The following is a 20904-nucleotide window of genomic DNA, read 5'->3' as shown; positions in this document are numbered from 1 at the left end:
TGCGCAATTCCGGACGGAAAGAGGGGTGCATCCATGCCCTATCAGTCGCCCATATCGCCCGGCTTCTCCTGGTATGAAGCAACCGTGGGCGAGCGCCCGCAATACCCGTCGCTCGATGGCGACCGGCGGGCCGATGTCGCCATTGTCGGCGGCGGCTTCACCGGCCTGTCGGCGGCCGCCCATCTGGCGAAGGCGGGCGTCAATGTGGTTCTGATCGAGGCGCACCGCTTTGGCGATGGCGCATCCGGGCGCAATGGCGGGCAGCTCGGCACCGGTCAGCGCGCCTGGGCCGAGGAGCTGGAGGCCGAGCTTGGCTTCACCCGCGCCAAAGCCCTGTTTGATCTGGCCGAGGAAGCCAAGACCCACCTCATCGATTTCGCCGCCGCCAACCGCATCGAGATCGACTATCGTCCGGGCCAGATTTCAGCCGTCCACAAGCCCCGCTATCTGGACGAATACCGCCGGCATGCCGACATCATGCGTGACCGGTTCGACTATCCGCATATCACCTACATGGACGCGACCGAGACCGCAGAGCGGCTTGGCTCGACGCGCTATTTCGGCGGCATCCGCGACACCGGCACCGGTCATATCCACCCGCTGAAGCTCGTGGTCGGCACGGCGCGCGTGGCCCGTGAGGCGGGCGCGCTTCTTTTTGAAGGCACGCCTGCGCTGAATATCAGCTCCGATGCCGGCGGTGTGCGTATCGAAACGCCTTCGGGAACCATCACCGCCGAGAAGTGCCTCATCGCCACCAACGCCTATGGCGGCGATCTGGAGCCGGAGAGTGCGGGCCATGTCATGCCCATCGGTTCCTTCATCGGCGCAACACCGCCGCTTGGCGATGACAGTCCCGTGCTGCCCGGCGGCGAGTCGGTCGACGATTCCCGTTTCGTGGTGCGCTATTTCCGGCGCGAGCCGAATGGCAGCCTGCTTTTCGGCGGACGCGAGATCTACGCGCCCGGCGAAGACAAGGCGATCCACCACCACATCCGCCGCCAGATTGCCGAACTCTATCCCGCGCTCAAGGATGTCGAACTCACCCATGCATGGGGTGGTTATGTGGGCATAACCATGCCCAGACGCCCCTTTGTGCGCGAGGTCATGCCCAATGTGATCTCAGCCGCCGGCTGGTCCGGTCATGGCGTGATGCTGTCGAACTTCACCGGCAAACTCTATGCGGAAACCGTCTGCGGAAACCGCGACCGGCTGCGCCTGTTCGAAGAACTGAAGATCCCGCCCTTCCCCGGCGGCCGCCATCTGCGCCCGTTCCTGATGTTCCTGGCGCTCAACTGGTACGCCCTGCGCGACCGGATTTGAGGGCGAAAAGACACGCTGCATTGACGTTGTGCGTGGTTCGACAAGCTCACCATGAGGGTGGGGCGCGGCTGCAGGAACTATCTGCAACCTCGCGGAGCCAGATTTTCCTACAGGGTCACACATCCCTCATGGTGAGCTTGTCGAACCACGCAAAACGCTCCTGCCACAAAATCGGACACGACCGAAATCATCAGGTGAACCGAACCGCTTCAGCCCTGTCTCACAGCGGCCAGAAGAACAGGATTGCCGGCACGGAAACCGCGATAATGAGGATTTCCAGCGGCAGGCCCATGCGCCAGTAATCGCCGAAGCGATAGCCACCCGGCCCCATGATGATGGTGTTGTTCTTGTGGCCGATGGGCGTCAGGAACGCACAGGAAGCGGCCACCGCCACGCCCATCAGAAACGGATCGGGTGAGACGTTGAGCCCCTGCGCAACGGAAAGGCCGACCGGCGCTGCAATCAGCGCTGTCGCCACATTGTTCAGGAAGTCGGACAGCGTCATGGTGACAACCATCAGGATCGCCAGGATCGCCCATGCCGGCAGCGAGCCGGTCAGCGAGAGAATGGAATCCGCAATCAGCTTCGTACCACCGGATTCCTCAAGCGCCAGCCCGAGCGGAATGAGCGAGGCCAGAAGCACGATCACCGGCCATTCCACCGATTCATAGACTTCGCGCGCGCCGACCACATTGAACAGCGCATAGATGGCGACCGCGCCCGCAAGCGCGATGGCGAGCGGCACGAACCCCATCACCGAAATGGCCACGGCAATGGCAAACACCGCCACGGCGAACAGCGCCTTGCCGCGCTGGATCACGTTATGGCTCTTTTCCGCCAGCGGCAGAACGCCCAGCCAGTCGGCGGCGTCGGCAACGCGGCTTTCCGGCCCAAGAAGCAGGACCACGTCGCCCGCCCGGATCGGCAGCTTGCGCACCCGCTCGCGAAACCGCCTGCCCTGCCGCGACACGCCCAGAAGCGTCACGCCGCGGCGGTAAAGCAGCCGCAGGTCAAGCGCCGTGCGCCCGACCATGCGGGCATTGTCCGGCACAATGGCCTCGACCAGAACCAGAGACTTGCCGCGAATGCCGCCATGCTCTTCCGAGCCCGGCGTATCGAGTTCCGCAGCGCCGATGAACGCCTCGATGGATTTCGGATCGCCCTCGAGAATGAGCTGATCGCTCTTGCGAAGCTCTTCGCCAGCGGAAAAACCGGGTAGACGCTTGCCGCGCCGCACCAGTCCGAGCACGGTCACATCGTGCTCATCGGCCAGCGGATAGAGATCGCTCACCGGCCCGTCGATGAATTTGGATTTTTCCTTCACACCCGCTTCCACGACGAAGAGGCCCGCCTCGCCGTCATCTCCGGCAACCGCCTGCCCGGTTTCGGGGATCAGCCGCCAGCCAACCAGCGTCACGAAGGCGATGCCAACCACGGCGCAGACGAGGCCTACCGGTGAAAAGTCGAACATGGAGAAGGATTCGCCAAGCGCGCGCCCGCGAAACTCGGCGATGACGATGTTGGGCGGCGTGCCGATCAGCGTGATCATGCCGCCCAGAATGGTCGCGAAGGAAAGCGACATCAGCGATCGGGAAACAGGCCGCTTCGCCTTCTTCGCAGCCTCGATATCGAGGGTCATCAGCATGACCAGCGCGGCGACATTGTTGATCACCGCCGAAAGGCCGGCGCCGATCACCGACATGAAACCGATATGGGTTGAGAGAGAGCGTCCCGAAGACAGGACGAAACGCGCGATCAGCTCCACCGCGCCCGCATTCATCATGGCACGCGAGACGATCAGCACCAGCGCAATGATGACGACGGCCTCATGGCCGAAGCCGATGAAGGCGTCATGCGCATCGACGACGCCGGCGGCCACCGCGATGATCAGCGCGGCAAAGGCAACAAGGTCATAGCGAATACGACCCCAGACAAGAAAGGCAAACACAACACCCAGCAGACTGAAGAGAAAGATCTGCTCGTAGGTCATGCGCTTGCCCTTTTCATGCCGACCGCCGGACAAACGCCGGCGGCCTGAAATTGTTCTGTCCGGTTATAGGTAATTCCTTGCTCCAAGTCAGGTTCCCGGAGACACGGAATTCCTAAAACCGTTCAAAGGCAGGGCTGCGTCAGATGCAGCGGCCGCCGTCCACTTCCAGCGCAACGCCGGTGATGAACTCGGCTTCCGACGAAGCCAGCCAGAGCGCTGCATTGGCGATGTCGAGCGGCGTGGAAAGCCGGCCAAGCGGGATGGAAGAGCGGAACTGCGCGCGCTTCTCGGGCGTGTCTTCGCCCATGAACTGGCCGAGCATGCCGGTTTCGCCGGCCACCGGGCACAGGCAGTTCACGCGGATGTTCTTCGGCGCAAGCTCAACGGCCATCGACTTGGTCGCGGTGATCGCCCAGCCCTTGGATGCGTTGTACCAGGTGAGACCCGGACGCGGGCGCAGGCCTGCCGTCGAAGCGGTGGTGATGATCGAGCCGCCGCCGAGCTTCTCCATGACCGGCACAACGGCCAGCGTGGAATGATAGATCGCCTTCATGTTCACTGCGCCGATGAGATCGAAAGTCTCTTCGTCAACTTCCATGAGGGAGGTGTTGCGGTGCGTGTAGCCGGCATTGTTGATCATGATGTCCAGACGGCCATGCGCCTGCATGGCGGCGTCCACCATCGCGTCCACATCGGCTTTCATGGAAACGTCTGCGGTAACCGGCAGCGCTGCTTCACCAATCTCTGCGGCAACCCGCTCTGCGCCCTTCGCGTTCAGGTCGGCAACGATGACCTTCGCGCCTTCTTCGGCGAAACGCTTCGCCATGCCTTCACCGAAACCGGATGCTGCGCCGGTGATGATGGCAACCTTGCCTTCAAGTCGAGCCATTTCGAAAATTCCTGTAATTGTTAGCCGTGGTTGAAAACGATTGTCTTGGTCGCGGACATGTCGAACAGGGCTTCAAAACCCTTCTCGCGTCCGTGGCCGGATTTCTTGAAGCCGCCGAAGGGCAGCTCCACGCCGCCGCCTGCGCCATAGCCGTTCACGAAAACCTGGCCGGCGCGCACGCGCTTGGCGACCCGGTGCTGGCGCGCGCCGTCGCGCGTCCACACACCGGCCACCAGACCGAACTCCGTGTCATTGGCGAGCCGGATGGCGTCTGCCTCGTCCTCGAACGGGAACAGCGAAAGCACCGGTCCAAAAACCTCTTCCTGAGCGAGCGCTGCCTGCGGATCGACCGCGCCGAACAGTGCGGGCGGCTGATAGTAACCGCCCTCGGGCGCGTCCGGGTGCACCGTGCCCTGTGCGAGCAGCGGAATGCCGGCTTCCTGCGCTGCGGCAATAAAGCCGGCAACCTTGTCGCGCTGCGCCACATTGACGAGCGGCCCGATGTCGAGATCCGCATCATGCGGGCCCGCAACCAGCTTGGAGAAGCGCTCGGCCAGCGCCGTCGCCACCTGCTCGTAGATCGGCTTCTCGATCAGAACGCGGCTGCCGGCAGAGCAGGTCTGCCCGCCATTCTGGATGATGGCGTTCACCAGAACGGGAAGCGCTGCCTCGATATCCGCATCGGCGAACACGATCTGCGGGGACTTGCCGCCCAGCTCCATCGTCACGCCGCGATTGTTCACCGCCGCTGCCTGCTGGATCGCGGTGCCGGTGATCGGCGAACCGGTGAAGGTCACGTAATCGACCAGCGGATGCGAGGAAAGAGCCGCACCAGCGCTGCGGCCATAACCGGTGATGACGTTGAACACGCCAGCCGGGAAACCGGCCTCAAGCGCCAGCTCGGCCATGCGAAGCGTCGTCAGCGAAGCGTCTTCCGCCGGCTTCACCACCAGCGTGTTGCCCATGGCCAGCGCCGCGCCGATGACGCGCGCCAGAATCTGCATCGGGTAGTTCCAGGGCGTGATGCCCGCCACCACGCCATGCGGCTCGCGCAGCGTCAGCGCCGTGTAGCCATCAAGGAACGGGATCGTGTCGCCGTGGATCTTGTCAGCCGCGCCGCCATAGAACTCGAAATAGCGCATCGTGGCGGTCACGTCCGCCGTGCCCTGACGGATCGGCTTGCCGGTGTCGCGCGATTCGAGCGCAGCCAGCTCCTCGCCATTCTTCTCCACCAGATGGAAAAGACGCGTCAGGCAGCGCCCGCGCTCCACGGCCGGCATGCGGCTCCACGGGCCTTCGTCAAACGCCTTGCGCGCCGACTTCACCGCCAGCTCCACATCGGCTTCCGTGGAAGCCGGGATCGAAGCGAAGACTGCGCCGTCGGACGGGCTGCGAACGTCGATGCGTTCTCCCGAGAGCGAATCGACCGAACGCCCGTCGATGAACTGCATGAAAGCGCGGCCCTCAGCCACGCTGCGCGAAAAATGGGTTCCCATCCCTGCCGCTCCGGTTTGTAATGTCTGTATGCGAGCCTGTGCTCGCGAAGGAAACATGGGAAAACCCGCCATGCGATGCTGTGTCAAGGCACAAATGGGCGCACCGGCTTGGCTCAGCCCGACAGACGCGCTGCCGCGCAATCGCATCTGGCTTTTTTAAATCGATTAGACTATAGCAACGGCAACTTGGTATGAGGCTAGGGCAATTCCAGGAAAAGCGGGAACCGGTTTTCCTGGAATTGCGCAAGAACAATCAATGAGAGCGTTTTCGCGGTTCAACGAAAAGCGGAAACGCCCGAGCGGAGAAACCATGACCAGCCAGACAATTCCGGTCGAGCCTTTCGATCTCGTGGTGTTCGGGGCCACGGGCGATCTCTCCGAACGAAAGCTGCTTCCGGCGCTCTATCAGCGCCAGCGGGCAGGTCAGTTCACCGACCCCACGCGCATCATCGGTTCATCCCGCTCGAAACTGTCCGACGAGGACTTCCGCACCTTTGCCGAAAAGGCCATCCGCGAGCATGTCGCCAAGAGCGATATCGAGCCGCAGGAGCTGACGCATTTTCTGGCCCGCCTGTCCTACGTGCCGGCGGACGCGAAATCGGGTGACGGCTTTGCCGACCTGAAGACCGAGATCGGCGACAGCGACAGTGTGCGCGCCTTCTACATGGCCGTCGCTCCCAGCCTGTTCGACGACATTGTCGGCCAGATCGACAAGCACGGCCTGTCCACCGACACGGCCCGCGTGATCGTCGAAAAGCCCATCGGCCGCTCGCTCGCCTCCGCCCATGAGCTGAACGACGCCGTGGCGCGCGTGTTCGACGAGCACAACGTCTTCCGCATCGACCACTATCTCGGCAAGGAGACGGTGCAGAACCTGATGGCGCTGCGCTTTGCCAATGCGCTCTATGAGCCGCTCTGGAACTCCGCCCATATCGACCATGTGCAGATCACCGTGGCCGAGACCGTGGGGCTTGAAGGGCGCGCGGGCTATTACGACAAGGCCGGCGCGCTGCGTGACATGGTCCAGAACCACATGCTCCAGCTTCTCTGCCTCGTGGCGATGGAAGCGCCGGCCTCCATGGAAGCCGACACGGTGCGCGACGAGAAACTGAAGGTCCTGCGCGCCCTGAAGCCGATCACCTCCAATGCCGCAGAGAGCGTGACCGTGCGCGGGCAATACCGCGCCGGCGCGTCCAATGGCGGCGCGGTGAAGGGCTACACGGAAGAACTTGAAAGCGGCGAGAGCAACACCGAGACCTTCGTCGCCATCAAGGCGGAGATCGAGAACTGGCGCTGGGCCGGCGTGCCCTTCTACCTGCGCACCGGCAAGCGGCTCGCCACCCGCGTTTCGGAAATCGTGATCCAGTTCAAGCCGATCCCCCATTCCATCTTCGAGGATGGCACGGGCAAGGTGTTTGCCAACCAGCTGGTCATCCGCCTGCAGCCGGATGAAGGCGTGAAGCAGTGGATGATGATCAAGGACCCCGGCCCCGGCGGCATGCGCCTGCGCCATGTGCCGCTCGACATGAGCTTTGCCGAATCATTCAATGTCCGCAATCCGGACGCCTATGAGCGCCTCATCATGGATGTCATCCGCGGCAACCAGACGCTGTTCATGCGCCGCGACGAGGTCGAGGCCGCATGGCGCTGGATCGATCCGATCCTCGCCGCCTGGGAAGACAACCAGCAGCCCGCACAGGGCTACACCGCCGGCACCTGGGGGCCTTCCTCTTCCATCGCGCTTATCGAGCGCGACGGACGCACCTGGCATGAGAGTGTCTGAGCATGGCGAATTGCGAGTGGCATGAATTCGCCTCCTCCGAGGCGCTGGCCAGGAACCTGTCGGAGAGGGTTGCCAAAAAACTGGCCTTGGCCGTGAAGGAGCGGGGCCACGCGGCGATTGCCGTTTCCGGCGGTCGCACGCCCGCGCAGTTCTTCGATCAGCTGTCGCGATGCGATATCCCGTGGGACAAGGTCACCGTCACGCTGGTGGACGAACGTTTCGTGCCGGCCGATTCACCGCGCTCCAACGCCCGTCTGGTCGCCCGGCATCTCCTGCAGAACAAGGCTGCCCGCGCCGCCTTTGTCGGCCTCTACCAGCCAGCCGACGAGATGGAAGAGGCCGCCAGCCAGTCGGCAAAGGCGATTGCCGCACTGCCCCGACCGCTCGACGTGGTCGTGCTCGGCATGGGCAATGACCGGCACACCGCCTCCTTCTTCCCCGATGCGCCGACCATCGAAGCGCTTCTTGAGCCAACGGAAGGGCCGGACGTTTTACCGGTCGCGTCGAAGGCGGCGGGCGAACCCCGCCTCACGCTTTCCATGAACCGGCTCGCAGGCGCACGCTTCCTCGCCGTCCACATCGAGGGCGCCGACAAAAAGGAAACGCTTGAAACAGCGCTCTCCGTCCCACCCGGCCCGGCCTCCCCCATCGGCGCGGTGCTGGCCGAGACAAAAGAACCCGCCCACATCTTCTGGGCTCCCGCAGGCCAGGCGTAAAACGCCGGCCCGCCGCGCCCCGCGCTCCTTCCGCGTGGGGCCAACTGCAAGACAGGACGCCATGCCATGACCGCAAGACCCGAAATCGAAGCCGTCACAGCCCGCATCCGCGAGCGCTCACGCGCCAGCCGCGAAGCCTATCTGGAACGCGTCGACCACGCTGCCGGACAGGCCGTTCATCGCGGCGTCCTTTCCTGCGGCAACCTCGCCCACGGCTTTGCCGCCTGTGGCCCCGCAGACAAGGCGGCCCTTTCCGGCGACCGGGTGCCCAATATCGGCATCATCACCGCCTATAACGACATGCTCTCGGCGCATCAGCCCTTCGAGCCATTTCCCAGCATGATCAAGGACGCCGCGCGTGAAGCCGGCGGCGTGGCGCAGGTTGCCGGCGGCGTGCCCGCCATGTGCGATGGCGTCACCCAGGGCCAGCCCGGCATGGAACTGTCGCTCTTTTCGCGCGATGTCATCGCCATGTCGGCTGCCGTCGGCCTGTCGCACAACATGTTTGACGCGGCCGTCTATCTCGGCGTCTGCGACAAGATCGTGCCTGGCCTGGTCATCGCCGCCCTCACCTTCGGCCACCTGCCTGCGATCTTCATTCCCGCCGGACCCATGACCTCCGGCCTGCCCAATGACGAGAAGGCCCGCATCCGCCAGCTCTACGCCGAAGGCAAGGTGGACCGTGCGGCGCTGCTGGAAGCCGAGTCCAAATCCTATCACGGCCCCGGCACCTGCACCTTCTACGGCACGGCCAACTCGAACCAGATGCTGATGGAGATCATGGGCCTGCACACACCGGGTTCCTCCTTCGTCAATCCCAACACGCCGCTGCGCGATGCCCTGACGAAGGAAGCCGCAAAGCGCGCGCTCGCCATCACCGCGCTCGGCAACGAGTTCACGCCCGTTGGCCGCATGATCGACGAGCGCTCCATCGTCAACGGCGTGGTCGGCCTCAACGCCACGGGCGGCTCGACCAACCACACCATGCATCTGGTCGCCATGGCGGCAGCGGCAGGCATCCGGCTCACCTGGGACGACATCGCCGAGATTTCGGACCACGTGCCGCTCGTTGCCCGCGTTTATCCCAACGGGCTTGCCGACGTGAACCATTTCCACGCCGCAGGCGGCATGGGCTACATGATCCGCGAACTGCTCGACGACGGCTATCTGCACGAGGATGTGCGCACCATCTGGGGTGAGGGTCTGCGCCCCTACACGGTCGAGGCCAAGCTCGCCGACAATGGTTCGGTCGTGCGCCTCTCCGCACCCGCCACCAGCGGCAACGACAAGGTGCTCACCACCGCCGCCAAGCCCTTCCAGCAGACCGGTGGCATCCGGGTTCTGTCGGGCAATCTCGGCAAGTCGATCATCAAGGTTTCCGCCGTCAAGCCGGAGCACCGCGTGATCGAGGCCCCGGCGCTGGTCTTCCATTCGCAGGAAGAAATGCAGACGGCCTTCAAGGAAGGCAGGCTCGACCGCGATTTCATCGCCGTCATCCGCTTCCAGGGCCCCAAGGCAAACGGCATGCCGGAACTGCACAAGCTCACGCCGGCGCTGGGCGTGCTTCAGGATCGCGGACACCGCATCGCGCTGGTCACCGACGGGCGCATGTCGGGTGCATCCGGCAAGGTGCCGGCGGCCATCCACGTTACGCCCGAAGCGCTCGACGGCGGCATGATCGGAAAGCTGCGCGATGGCGACCCGATGCGCCTCGACGCAGACAAGGGCACGCTTGAAGCGCTGGTCGACGCCGAAGAGTTCGCCGCACGCGAAAGCGCCGCACCCGACCTCTCGGGCAACCAGTTCGGCATGGGCCGCGAGCTCTTTGCCGGCTTCCGGCAGCTCGCCGGCCGTGCCGATCAGGGTGCAGCCGTATTCTGAGCTGGAACAAACTGCGGTAGCCGTGCATTCTTCCTCTGATCGGAGGGAGTGTGAACGGCTACTGGTTCCTCTTCAGGCGGCTCACGCGAGCCCTGTGGTTTCTGCCGGCGCTGTTCTGCGTCTCGGCGGTCATCGTCATTGTCCTTGCCTATCTTTCGGCAGACCTGCTGCCCGAAAGTCTGGATGAAAGCGCCCTTCCCATAACCGTTTCGGGAGAAGCGCTGCGCAACATTCTGGGCATCGTCGCTTCCAGCATGCTGGCGGTCGCCGTCTTCGCGCTTTCAACGCTGGTCAACCTGCTCACCAGCGCCGCGCAGACAGGCTCGCCCCGCGCCGTGCCGCTTTTCTCCGGCAATCGCGCCGCCCGCACCACCATCTCCGTTTTCATCGGCGCGTTTCTCTTTTCCATCATCGGCATAATCGGCCTGTCGAGCGGCATCTACACGCTTGGCGGACGGCTTATCCTCTTCGCCGCCACCGTCATCGTGGTCTTTGCCGTTGTCTGGGCGCTGATCCGCTGGGTGCGCGAAATCTCGGTTGTCGGACGCGTCGTGGAAATGACCAGCCGGCTTGAAGAGACAACACGGGAAGCCCTCACCCGCCTTGGCCGCGACGGGCGCTATGGCTGCACCGCCGCCACGCTCTCCTCCAGTCCGTCAGGGCGAACCGTAAGCGCCGGGGCGGTCGGCTTCGTCCAGCATTTCGACCCGCATGCGCTGCAGGAACTGGCGGAGGCCAGCGGTCTCACAATCCATGTTCTCGTCCGCCCCGGCGATTATGTGGACCACACCACCGCCCTTGCCGTCGTCAGCGGCGAAGCGGACGATGCCTGCCTTGAAGCGGTCCATGACGACTTCATCATCGGTGAGGAGCGCACCTTCGATTCCGATCCGGGATTCGGCTTCCTCGTTCTGGCCGATGTCGCCCGCCGGGCGCTTTCCCCCGGCGTCAACGACCCTTCCACCGCAATCCACGTTCTCACCGTGCAGACCCGGCTTCTGGCCGACTGGGCGCTGACGGACAAGGAGGCGGACAGCGATAACGACGAGCCGCCCTACCCCAAGGTGACCTTTGCGCCCGTGAAGCCGTCCGCTCTTTTGGATGCAGCCTTCCGGCCCATATCCTACGAAGCCGCCTCCGGCGCGCCCGATGTCGGACTGGCGCTGTTGCGTGGCCTGTCCTCGCTTGCGCGTGTCGCGCCGGGAGCCTTCCGCGACGCCGCCACGGCGCTGGCCGCAGACTTCACCGCCCGCGCGACCTCATACGCCTCCCACGCACCCGATGTGGCTGCACTGCGTAAAGCCGCTGCCGAAATCGGTGGCGTTGTTTCGGAAGCCGAGCGCCCTCGCCCTTCGACAGGCTCAGGATGAGGGCTACTGAGAGGGCGCAGTTGCTTCAAGCTCTATGCCCGCTTTTTAGTCAGCACGGGAGCCTCATTCCGAGGTTTCTTGGGCGTGTGTAGTCAAGTTCTCAACTGTGTGGGTATGAAGGGAGAACCGGCACCGCAGTAGCCCTCATCCTGAGCTTGTCGAAGGGCGGGGGCGCTTGGCTCCACCTCTATGCCTCCGACCACCCCTCAATAACCAGCGCGGCGCTCTTCAACCAGCGCGGCGCTCTTCCGATGGCGGGCGCCCGAATTGCTGGCGATAACTCTGCGCGAAATAGGAATGCGAGGTGAAGCCCGTTGCAATCGCCACATCGAGGATCGGCATGTTGGTCTGCCGCAGAAGCTCACGCGCCCGCTCCAGCCTGAGCCGCATGTAATAGCGCCCCGGTGTCATCCCCAGATGCCGCAGGAAGAGCCGCTCGACCTGGCGCACGGAAAGGCTCGCCGTGCCGGCAAGCTGCGCCGCCGAATAAGGCTCATCCAGATTGTCGGCCATCAGCTCGACGATCTTCTTCAGCTTTTCCGACTTGCCCGTCAGGTCGCGCTCCGGCCCCGTGCGCTGCCGGTCGCCGGCGGAGCGGATGCGCTCGTGCTGGAACTGGTTGGCCACATCATTGGCAAGATCCGCGCCGAGGTCCGTCCGCACGATTTCCAGCATCAGGTCGATGGAGGTCGTCACGCCCGCGCAGGTGTAGCGGCGGCGGTCGATCTCATAGACATTGCCCGTGCATTCGATATCGGGAAAGCGCTCCATGAAGGAGGCCCGGTTCTCCCAGTGGATCGTGCAGCGATGGCCGGCAAGCTGCCCGGCCTCGGCAAGCAGATAGGAGCCCGCCGCCAGCGCACCCAGCGCAGCACCGCGCCGGCCAAGACTGCGCAATGCGGCAAGCACCATGCTCTTGCCGGGAAACTCGGTGGTGAGCCCCACGCAGACAAAAAGAATATCGACAGGCGGAAGATCGGCGACTGCGTAGTCGATCTTGATCGGCAGCCCGTTGGACGCCATCACCGCCTCGCCATCAGCCGAAACGGTCACCCAGCTATAGACGTCACGCCCGAGCAGGCGGTTGGCCGAGCGCACCGTGTCGATGGCCGCTGCCAGCGAAAACATCGAAAACTTGTCGACCAGCAAAAATGCGAAATGCCGTCGGTCCTGCCGCGCCTCGCCCATGGGCAATTGTTCTAAAACAGGCGTGTCTGGCAGGAGAGGCATGGCAGATGGTCCCGATCAGAAAGAGGCTAGAAAGCCGGTGGTTCAAGCCCCGCAGTGCGGAATGCGGAAGTGAGCGTGTTGGCCATCAGCATGGCGATGGTCATCGGCCCCACGCCGCCCGGCACCGGGGTGATCGCGCCGGCGCGCTCCTTTGCTTCGGCAAAGGCCACATCGCCCACGAGCCGCGTCTTGCCCTCGCCCTTTTCCGGCGCGGGAATGCGGTTGATGCCCACATCGATCACGGTTGCACCGGGCTTCACCCAGTCGCCCCGAACCATTTCCGGCCGTCCCACTGCGGCAACGAGAATGTCGGCCGTCGCGGCCAGCGCCGGCAGATCCTTCGTGCGGCTGTGCGCAACGGTCACCGTGGCGTTGGCGGCCAGAAGCAGGTTCGCCATCGGCTTGCCCACAATGTTGGAGCGCCCGATCACCACTGCCGAGAGGCCGGAGAGGTCCCTGCCGCGCACCCGCTCAAGCATCAGCATCGCGCCCGCCGGCGTGCAGGGCACGAAGGCGCTGTCCAGCGCACCGGTTCCAAGCCTGCCGACATTGATGAAATGAAAACCGTCGACATCCTTGTCCGGGTCGATGGTCTGGATGATGCGCGCTTCATCGATGTGCCCGGGCAGCGGCAGCTGCACCAGAATGCCGTGGATCGCCGGATCGGCGTTGAGTTCCTCGACCAGCGCCACCAGCGCGTCTTCCGACGTTTCTGCCGGCAGCGAATGCTGAACCGAATGGAAGCCGCATTCCTTGGCGCGGCGCGACTTGGACGCCACATAAACCTGGCTTGCCGGATCCTCGCCGACGATCACCACTGCCAGCCCCGGCGTCACGCCGTGTTCGGCGAGCGTCGCAGTCTGCGTCTTGACCTTCGCAACCACATCTTCTGCGATCGCTTTTCCGTCGATGATATCGGCCATGTCTTTCCCCGGTCAGGCGTCAGTGCGTGCGGCCTCCCGGTCCACGCCAAGGCGCTCGCATCGGGATCGCACTCCAGCCCGCATAATGGGGAAAACGCAGAACCGCAATCCCGGCTTCGCGTCGTTTGGCGACGTTATTGGGAAAGAAGGCGAATTTGTCTGGAACGCGCCCGCCGTTCGGCAGCGTCAGGCAAGACCACCTGACGCCGGAAACGTCTAGTACCGGAACCGGTTTGCCCGGCGCACGGCCAGTGCATCGACCTCGCGACGCACGGCTTTCAGACGATGGTGGATTTCGCTGAAGCGGTCGTCGCCATCGTCGTCTTCATGAAACGGCTCGCCAGCACTCTGCGGACCTGCCGCAAATCCAGCCTGCGCCATCGGCGGCACCTGCTGCCAGACGGGATAGGCCGGCATCATCGGCATGTTGATTCCCGGTTGTCCCATCCCCGGCTGCCCCATCACAGGCTGCCCCATCACTGGCTGAAACGGCGCCATTGCAGGCATCATGCCGGGCTGCATCGCGAGCTGTGGCGTCTGCCACATCTGCTGTGGCGCATATTGCGGCTGTGGCTGGGGCTGGGGCTGGGGCTGAACCTGGGGCTGCGAAGCTGCCGACGCCCGCACCCGATGCCGTGGCTCCGCATACCGATCGGCAAGATCATCGATCTCATCGTCCATATGCGCCGTAAACGCATGGTCGAGATCATCTTCATCCTCACGCGCGTCCACACCGGCCATTGCATAGCGCTCACCCGAACGCGGACGCCATTCGCCAGAATGCCGGTCTGATGCAGCATCCCGCAGCCGGTCGTCGGACGCGTGCCGCCAGGATCCGCCACCGGGCGGTGTCGGGTCAGGCTCCGGGTCATAATCGTCATAACCCTGGCTGCCTTCGCCGCCTTCGTCTTCCTCGGCCTGACGCTCGGCCATGTTTTCGCGCAGGCTCTGGATCGCCCCGCCGGCTGCGCCAATGCCCACGCCGAACAGGAAGCCAAGGATCATGCCCGCCATCGCGATCGACGAACGCGACGGGCCGATCGGATCGAGCGGCGGCACGGCCTGCGAAATCACGCTCACATTGGCGGTGTTCAGGCGTTCCTGCTGTCCGGTCTCACGGGCGCGCAGGAGCAGCGATTCATACACCGAGCGCTTCGCATTCGCCTCGCGCTCAAGCTCGCGAAGCGTCACCTGCTCCGATGCCAGATTGCCCTTCTGAACCTTCAGCCGCGCGAGCTGGCCGGCCAGATCCTGCTCAAGCTGAACGGCGCGCTGCAATTCCACCTGGTTGGACGCCGTCACCCGCCGCAATTCGCGTGCGATCTCCTCACGCGCGCCGGAGAGTTCCGCTTCCACGGCAAGCCGCTCCGGATGACGCGGGCCGAATTTCACGGCCAGCCTGCCCGCCTGCTGCCGCAGGCTCGCATACTGCGCCAGAAGCTCGGTCATGACGGGCGAGGAGATCTGCTCCGGCAGTGCGCCGCCCAGAACCTCGTCCACGTTCAGCTCACGCGCGGCCGCTGCACGCGCATTCAGCTCCGATGTGCGCGCCTTGGCGTTCGAAAGCTGGTCGTTGAGACGCAGGATCTCCTCATCGGTGATCAGACGCCCCTGCGCATCCACGATGTCATTCTTCGCCTTGAAATCGGCCACGGCCCGTTCGGCCTCTTCCACTTCGGCCCGAAGCGAGGTGAGCTGCTCGGTGATCTCGCGATTGGCGCGGCCCGCCGTTGCAGACTGAAGCTCGCCAAAGGTGGACAGGAACACATCGCGCGTGGTCGTCGCGATCAGCGAGGATTTCTCGGGATCCTCCGTCTCGGCGCCAATGGTGATGATGAAGGTCTTGGCGTTACGGCTCACATCCAGCGCATCTGCGAGGTTCTCGACCGCAATGGAGTGCCGCGCCGTGCCGCCATCCTCATCGCCGCTGCTGAGCAGCGCCGAGATGAGCGCGCGCGGGCTCAACAGCAGGCTCACAATGGAACTGCCACCCGAACCGTTGAATTCCGGGTCATCCGCCAGATCCAGTTCGTCCACCACCCGCGCCAGCACATTGCCGGAGGTCATGATGGCCACCTGGTTTTCGATGAGCGCCAGCGTCGCATCCGAGGGCAGACCGCCCGGCGTCAGATCGCGTTCCACCAGCTGCAGATTGCGCGGATCGAAAATGAGCTGCGTTGCCGCGTAATACATTTTCGGCGTCGACAGCGCGACCATCACGCCAAGAACCGCACCGATGATCGTCGTCAGAAGAATGAGCCACTTGGCGCGAAAAATCCCGCTGATCACGCGCACCGGATCGATCAATGGCCGCCAGAGCCGCTCATCCGCATCACGCTTTCCGGTCTGCCTGCGCCGGTGCTGCATGGGCTCGCGATAGGCTTCGGGCTCTTCGTCAATCACGGTTCGCCGCACGGCCACATCGCGCTCGTCGCGCATCGGCGCACGCGCGGGCTCTGCGGTCTGCGCCCCGCGCTGCGGGGCCTCCGGCAGCGGAAACATCCTGTCGAGCAGGCGCTTGTGGAGCGGGGCCTTTTTCGGTGCGGTGCGCGCTTTCCGTACCGGCTCCTCGACCCGGCGCGCAGGCTGTGCGCGCTTCGGGGAAACGTCGTCCCGCGCGCGGTCACCCGCCTCGGCACGACGCAGATAGGCATCCGCCGAGGCTGCCCGCTCCCTGCGCGCCTCGCGCATTTCCGCATCCCTGTCAGAGCGCGGCAATGACGAACGGTCCGTAAGATCTTCCTGCGTTGTCGCACGATCATCACGCGGCGGCTGCATCGACAAAAGCGAGCGCGAGCGCCCGTCTTCCCTTGACCGTTTCCTGTTGGGATTTTCGGCGTCGAACATCGTGTGTGCAGCTTCCGCAAATGATGATGAAGCGGGCACATCAGCCCGCGATTATGTTAACCCAAGCTAAAGAGGCACAGGTAACAAACAGTTAACGGTAAGCTCTGCGTAAGTGTTTTTTGCCCCTGCGTCAGCCAGCAGAACAGCGCATTAAGTTTTATTGCTTATGCTCGCCGCAGAACCGGCATTTCAGGCTCAGAATTCAGGGGCGCCCCATCTCGCTACGCGACATCATCACCAGCCAGCGCCAGGTGCTGCGGGACTACCTCGCCACGATCAGCGGATCGGCGGGCAGGCTCGTCTTTTCGCTCGCCTATTTCGTGATTCTGGCCAACAGCCTGTCCATCGCCGATTTCGGTCTTTTCGCCACGGCCTCCGCCGCCGGCGTGATGGTCGGTCGCATTCTGGCGCTTGGCTTCACCGCCACGCTCTACCGCATCGCCACCGTCAAGCCGCGCCTGCTCGGCACATACGCAGCCGGTTTCCTCATGCTAACGGTCGCTTCCCTGCCGCTCATCGCACTGGCGAGCGTGGCGCTCTATCTGGTGTTCTTTGCGGGCGACATGAAGGTTCTGCCCTTTGCGCTCGTCATCGCGTCCGACGCCATTGCCTGGCGGCTCACCGAAACGGTGATCGTGGTCAACAATGGCCTCAACCGTTTCGGCCGCGCCGCCGTCATTCTCATCGTCAGCGTCGGCATCCGCGCGCTGGCGGCCCTCCTGTTCACATTCCACGCGAGCAGCGACCTCCTCACCTGGACCGTTTTCTATCTCGCGGCAAACAGCGCGGCGCTCGTCTTCGCGCTCCTGTTCTACTGCCCCCGCCAGCGCCTGCGCCTGCAGAGCGCGCTCTATTGGCGTCGCCTTCCAGACGCGCTCTACGTGGCCGGCGCAGAAGTGCTGTTCTATCTGCAGATGGAGCTCGACAAGCTTCTGGTTCTTGCCCTCGGCAACCCGCAACTTGCCGGCATCTACGCCATCATCATGCGGCTGGTGGACCTGACCGCGATCCCCATCCGCTCCTTCTCCATGCTGCTCGTCCAGCGCATGATGCGCGCACCGGAAATGCTCAACCGCTGGAAACTGCGTCTTGGCATTGAGGGCGCGATCTTCGCCGTGTCCACGCTGGCGCTGGCGTCGCTTGCGGTGATCCTGCTGTTTTACCCCACGCTGCTGGGGCGCAATGTGGCCGAGGCAGCACCTCTGGTCATTCTGGCGCTTGCGGTTCCGGGCCTGCGCAACCTGACCGAATATCAGGCGGACCTGCTCTTTGCCCGCGGCCAGACCTTCATTCGCGCGGTCAATCTCGGCGTTCTGGCCCTGGGCAAGGCTGCACTTCTCTCGCTGGTTCTGAAAAACCTCACCGAGACACGGGACATCATTCTGTCGCTCAACGCGGTCTTCGCGGTGCTTTACGTGCTGTCGATGGTACTCACCTATCGCGCTCTGGCCAGACCGGCCAAACGCGTCTGATACTGACCCTAACCGATCACACGGCGCAGCGGTTCCAGGCTCGTCTCGGTGAAGGACTGAATGCCGATGGCCACCTGATAGGGCTCCATCCCGGCAATGAAACGCTCAATGCCGGTTTCATCCAGCTCCGGCCCCAGCCAGTAGATGTGGCAGAGCGCGCGGTCGTCGTGGAAGTGTCCTTCCCCGTTCAGAACCTCATCCACATAGCGGCCATAGAGAATGCACTCCGAGAAACGGCGGTCGCTCGCCACCACATTGATCCACGGCCTGCCGTGAACCGTCTCGATACGCCTGAGCATGTCCAGCACGGTTTCGCGTCGCCATGCGATCAGTGTGGTGATGTAGTCATGGTCGCTGGTCTGCCCGGCAGGAAGGTCAAGCGCCCTGCCCGCATTGGCCAGCCAGTCGCGGTGCCCCATGTCCATCAGCGAATGCATGCCGTCGCTTTTGCGGTATAGCCGCATCTGGCCATCGCGCCAGAAATCGCCGCAGTCGAACGGCTTCAGGAACACGACGTCGGAATCGCAATAGACAAGCGCGTCTTCCGTCGCCTTTTCGGCAAAGGCGATGCGCCGCAATTGCTGCACATGCCATCCGCGCAGCGGCGCAAGCCGCGTGCTCAACCAGACATGGCGGCGAAAAAGACTGGTCGGATCGCGCACCGCATGCAGCCAGGATGGCAGGAGATCGCGCTCGTCGACCACCACCCGGCGGTCCGTTTCCAGTGCGCGAAAACGCTCGACATCATGACTGGCGACAAGCAGGTAATGGCGTGTGTAGCCGGTCACATACCGGTCCATACTCTCACACAACAGCCTGCATCGCTCGAAATCACCGGCATAGCTGGGCGTAACGATTGCGGCGTTCTGCTGCGCATCCATGCCTAACCCCCGCCTGCCTTGCCGCTCAGCTTCTGGCCAAGCACCCGCAGGAGAAACAGCGGATTGCCCACCACATAGCGCCGCCACAGACGACGCGGCTCAAGCCCCAGCCGGAACAGCCATTCAAGCCGCAGCCGGCGCATCCACAGCGGCGCGCGCGGCACCGCGCCGCTCAGAAAATCAAGAAGCGCGCCCACGGCAATCGGCACGGTGCAATGCTCAACCCCGAGCTTCCCGGCAATCCACAATTCCTGGCGCGGAACGCCCATGGCCACAAGCAGCACGTCCGGGCGGATTTCCTCCAGCCTGTCGAGGATGGCCTTCTCTTCCGCACCGTCAAAGTAACCGTCATGCAGGAAGACAAATTCGTGTTGCGGCGCATGCTCTGCAAGCTTCTCGGCTGCGGCAAGCGCATTGTCGCGCCGCGCGCCAAGCAGGCCGACCGTCAGCCGGTCCTTCTGCCGCCTGAGGAATTCCGGCACGAAATCGGTGCCGTTCAGATTGTCGGGAAACGGCTCGCCGTAGAGCATCTTTGAAGCGATATCGACGCCAACGCCATCCGCCAGCACCAGAAAGTCCGGCAGCACCTGGCGAAAGCGCGCGTCCGCAACGGCCACATTGGCGTTGTGCGCATTGAGGAACGTCACCTGCGTGAAGCGCCGTTCGGCAATGCTTTCGGCCAGCATCGCAATTGCCGCGTCACGGCCAATTGCCGTCACATCCGTTCCCAGAATGTCGCGCCGCTCGGGCACCGGTGTGATCTTGTTCGGCGCATCCACGTTCATGCGGCCTCGTTCTGCCGGCCAAAGCCAGACTGCTGAAGCCCGTGAAGCACGGCCTTGTCGAGCGCGTTGCGCTGCTCTTCATGGAATGTCCGCCCGTCGAGATCGACGGGCGATCCGGCGGCACGCACCAGCGCATCCGCAAAGGCGCGCGGCTCGTCGGCAAGGGTGCAGTTCTCCGGCTTGTAGGAAATGCCGCGCAGCGCGCTCTGCGTGGCGACGCTCGGCAGACCCAGTTCAAAGGTCTCGATCGTCTTCAGCTGCACGCCTGTCCCGGCACGGCTGATAAGCGGGACCACCTTGCCCGACCGCACGAACTCCACCGCGTCGGGAACACGCCCGACAAAGGCGATGCGGGGGTGTTCCTGCGCCAGGCTCGCCGGCGCATCCCCCGCCACCGCAATACGAAAATCGTCAGGCAGGTGCGGCACAACCTGTTCCAGAAACCAGTCGAGCCCGATGCGATTGGGCGCCCAGCTCCACGTGCCGATCAGCGCCGCGTCGTAATCCGCCCTGCGTTCATCGCCCGTCACCTCCACCGGCGCATGCGCCACCAGCGGCAGAACTGCCGAGCGCCGGTCATCCGCCACGCCCAGAACCTGCCGGTCATCCTCGGAAAGCGTGTAGATGAAATGCGCATCGGCGCACAATTGCGCTTCCAGCGTTTTCAAAAGCTTCGCCTCACGGCCAAACATGAAACGCGCAATGGGGCTGCGTGCGGCGCGCGCGCTCTGCTCGGCCGAAACATACTCCACATTGTGCGCCACATAGATGTTCGGCAAATGGGCGAAAATCTCGCGGAATGCGCCTGCAAACTGCACGGAATTGAAGATGACGCCATCCACCGGACCAAGGCCATCGAGTGCGGCGCGCACCTGCGCCGGCGAGGCAAGCAGCATCTTGGCGGACGAGAACGTCATGTTGCGCGTCATTGCACGGGCAAGCCATCGCAGCTTCTGAAGACCGCCCGCCGCTTCGGTGCGCGGGTCCATTTCACCCAGAACGACCGTGTCGTCGGTAATGTTGCGCGCCTCACGTCCCTGCCAGGCAAAGCCCATGACGGAGACCCGGCACCCCGCGCGCGACAGCGCGCCGAGGATTGCCGCATTGGCAATCTCGTAGCCACTCTTGGGCGTCCCGTCGGGAACGATGGATGTCGCAAAGACCAGATGCATGCACTTTTCCTGTTTGGAACGTTCTGTCAAACAGCAATGAACTCTTCATTAAGGGAGAAGCCGGGGAAACACTTTTGGCGGGCATAACACCATTTCCCTGCCGCAAAAACCTGCCGCACTTAACGCCGCCTTAATTGCCGCCACCGCTT

The 20904-nt window shown here is 63.8% G+C and carries 15 protein-coding genes; 6 read left to right on the top strand and 9 right to left on the bottom strand.

Translation table 11 applies throughout. The features are described 5' to 3' along the window. Nucleotides 1-33: 33 nt before the first annotated feature. Nucleotides 34-1320, top strand: coding sequence for an NAD(P)/FAD-dependent oxidoreductase (locus tag JYP46_RS01060; protein WP_206546985.1), 1287 nt, complete (start codon nucleotides 34-36; stop codon nucleotides 1318-1320). A 220-nt stretch (nucleotides 1321-1540) separates the two neighbouring features. Here JYP46_RS01060 and JYP46_RS01055 read toward each other — a convergent pair whose 3' ends face one another. The 3 genes from JYP46_RS01055 to JYP46_RS01045 form a co-directional block, all read right to left on the bottom strand. Then, entirely contained in the window at nucleotides 1541-3310 is a 1770-nt protein-coding gene (locus JYP46_RS01055) for an SLC13 family permease (RefSeq protein ID WP_206544635.1), read from the bottom strand. A gap of 139 nt (nucleotides 3311-3449) precedes the next feature. After that, nucleotides 3450-4199, bottom strand: coding sequence for an SDR family oxidoreductase (locus JYP46_RS01050; protein ID WP_113154221.1), 750 nt, complete (start codon nucleotides 4197-4199; stop codon nucleotides 3450-3452). A gap of 20 nt (nucleotides 4200-4219) precedes the next feature. Continuing rightward, on the bottom strand, nucleotides 4220-5695 hold the full coding sequence (locus JYP46_RS01045) for an aldehyde dehydrogenase family protein (RefSeq protein WP_113154220.1): 1476 nt from the start codon (nucleotides 5693-5695) through the stop codon (nucleotides 4220-4222). A gap of 310 nt (nucleotides 5696-6005) precedes the next feature. Between JYP46_RS01045 and zwf the strand changes: the two genes are divergently transcribed. The 4 genes from zwf to JYP46_RS01025 all read left to right on the top strand — a co-directional run bounded on the left by zwf (nucleotide 6006) and on the right by JYP46_RS01025 (nucleotide 11445). After that, on the top strand, nucleotides 6006-7478 hold the full coding sequence (gene zwf / locus JYP46_RS01040; RefSeq protein ID WP_113156179.1) for a glucose-6-phosphate dehydrogenase: 1473 nt from the start codon (nucleotides 6006-6008) through the stop codon (nucleotides 7476-7478). 2 nt (nucleotides 7479-7480) lie between these two features. Continuing rightward, nucleotides 7481-8194, top strand: coding sequence for a 6-phosphogluconolactonase (pgl, locus tag JYP46_RS01035; protein WP_206546984.1), 714 nt, complete (start codon nucleotides 7481-7483; stop codon nucleotides 8192-8194). A 66-nt stretch (nucleotides 8195-8260) separates the two neighbouring features. Next, entirely contained in the window at nucleotides 8261-10075 is a 1815-nt protein-coding gene (gene edd / locus JYP46_RS01030) for a phosphogluconate dehydratase (protein ID WP_206546983.1), read from the top strand. 50 nt (nucleotides 10076-10125) lie between these two features. Then, on the top strand, nucleotides 10126-11445 hold the full coding sequence (locus tag JYP46_RS01025) for a DUF2254 domain-containing protein (protein WP_206546982.1): 1320 nt from the start codon (nucleotides 10126-10128) through the stop codon (nucleotides 11443-11445). A 228-nt stretch (nucleotides 11446-11673) separates the two neighbouring features. Here JYP46_RS01025 and JYP46_RS01020 read toward each other — a convergent pair whose 3' ends face one another. The 3 genes from JYP46_RS01020 to JYP46_RS01010 form a co-directional block, all read right to left on the bottom strand. Beyond that, a complete protein-coding gene (locus JYP46_RS01020; protein WP_206546981.1) occupies nucleotides 11674-12633 on the bottom strand; it encodes a GlxA family transcriptional regulator in 960 nt (319 codons plus the stop codon). Between the two features lie 68 nt (nucleotides 12634-12701). Beyond that, a complete protein-coding gene (gene folD / locus JYP46_RS01015; RefSeq protein ID WP_113154215.1) occupies nucleotides 12702-13598 on the bottom strand; it encodes a bifunctional methylenetetrahydrofolate dehydrogenase/methenyltetrahydrofolate cyclohydrolase FolD in 897 nt (298 codons plus the stop codon). A gap of 216 nt (nucleotides 13599-13814) precedes the next feature. Continuing rightward, nucleotides 13815-16445 (bottom strand): GumC family protein, encoded by a 2631-nt coding sequence (locus tag JYP46_RS01010; protein WP_206546980.1) that lies wholly within the window; start codon nucleotides 16443-16445, stop codon nucleotides 13815-13817. Nucleotides 16446-16696: 251 nt separating this feature from the next. Between JYP46_RS01010 and JYP46_RS01005 the strand changes: the two genes are divergently transcribed. Beyond that, nucleotides 16697-17917: a lipopolysaccharide biosynthesis protein gene (locus JYP46_RS01005; RefSeq protein WP_222473799.1), complete on the top strand. Its 1221-nt coding sequence runs from the start codon at nucleotides 16697-16699 to the stop codon at nucleotides 17915-17917. 8 nt (nucleotides 17918-17925) lie between these two features. Here JYP46_RS01005 and JYP46_RS01000 read toward each other — a convergent pair whose 3' ends face one another. Genes JYP46_RS01000 through JYP46_RS00990 form a run of 3 tightly spaced genes read right to left on the bottom strand, consistent with a single transcriptional unit; the run spans nucleotide 17926 to nucleotide 20755 of the window. Further along, nucleotides 17926-18798, bottom strand: coding sequence for a DUF6492 family protein (locus tag JYP46_RS01000; RefSeq protein WP_206546979.1), 873 nt, complete (start codon nucleotides 18796-18798; stop codon nucleotides 17926-17928). Between the two features lie 2 nt (nucleotides 18799-18800). Further along, nucleotides 18801-19583, bottom strand: coding sequence for a WecB/TagA/CpsF family glycosyltransferase (locus JYP46_RS00995; protein WP_206546978.1), 783 nt, complete (start codon nucleotides 19581-19583; stop codon nucleotides 18801-18803). After that, nucleotides 19580-20755, bottom strand: a complete 1176-nt coding sequence (locus tag JYP46_RS00990) for a glycosyltransferase (protein ID WP_206546977.1) — start codon at nucleotides 20753-20755, stop codon at nucleotides 19580-19582. The genes JYP46_RS00995 and JYP46_RS00990 overlap by 4 nt, the downstream gene beginning before the upstream one ends. Nucleotides 20756-20904 lie beyond the last annotated feature (149 nt).

The organism is Nitratireductor aquimarinus (genome assembly GCF_017255295.1).
Classification (GTDB): Bacteria; Pseudomonadota; Alphaproteobacteria; order Rhizobiales; family Rhizobiaceae; genus Nitratireductor; species Nitratireductor aquimarinus.
This window is presented reverse-complemented; position numbering and strand designations above follow the sequence as displayed.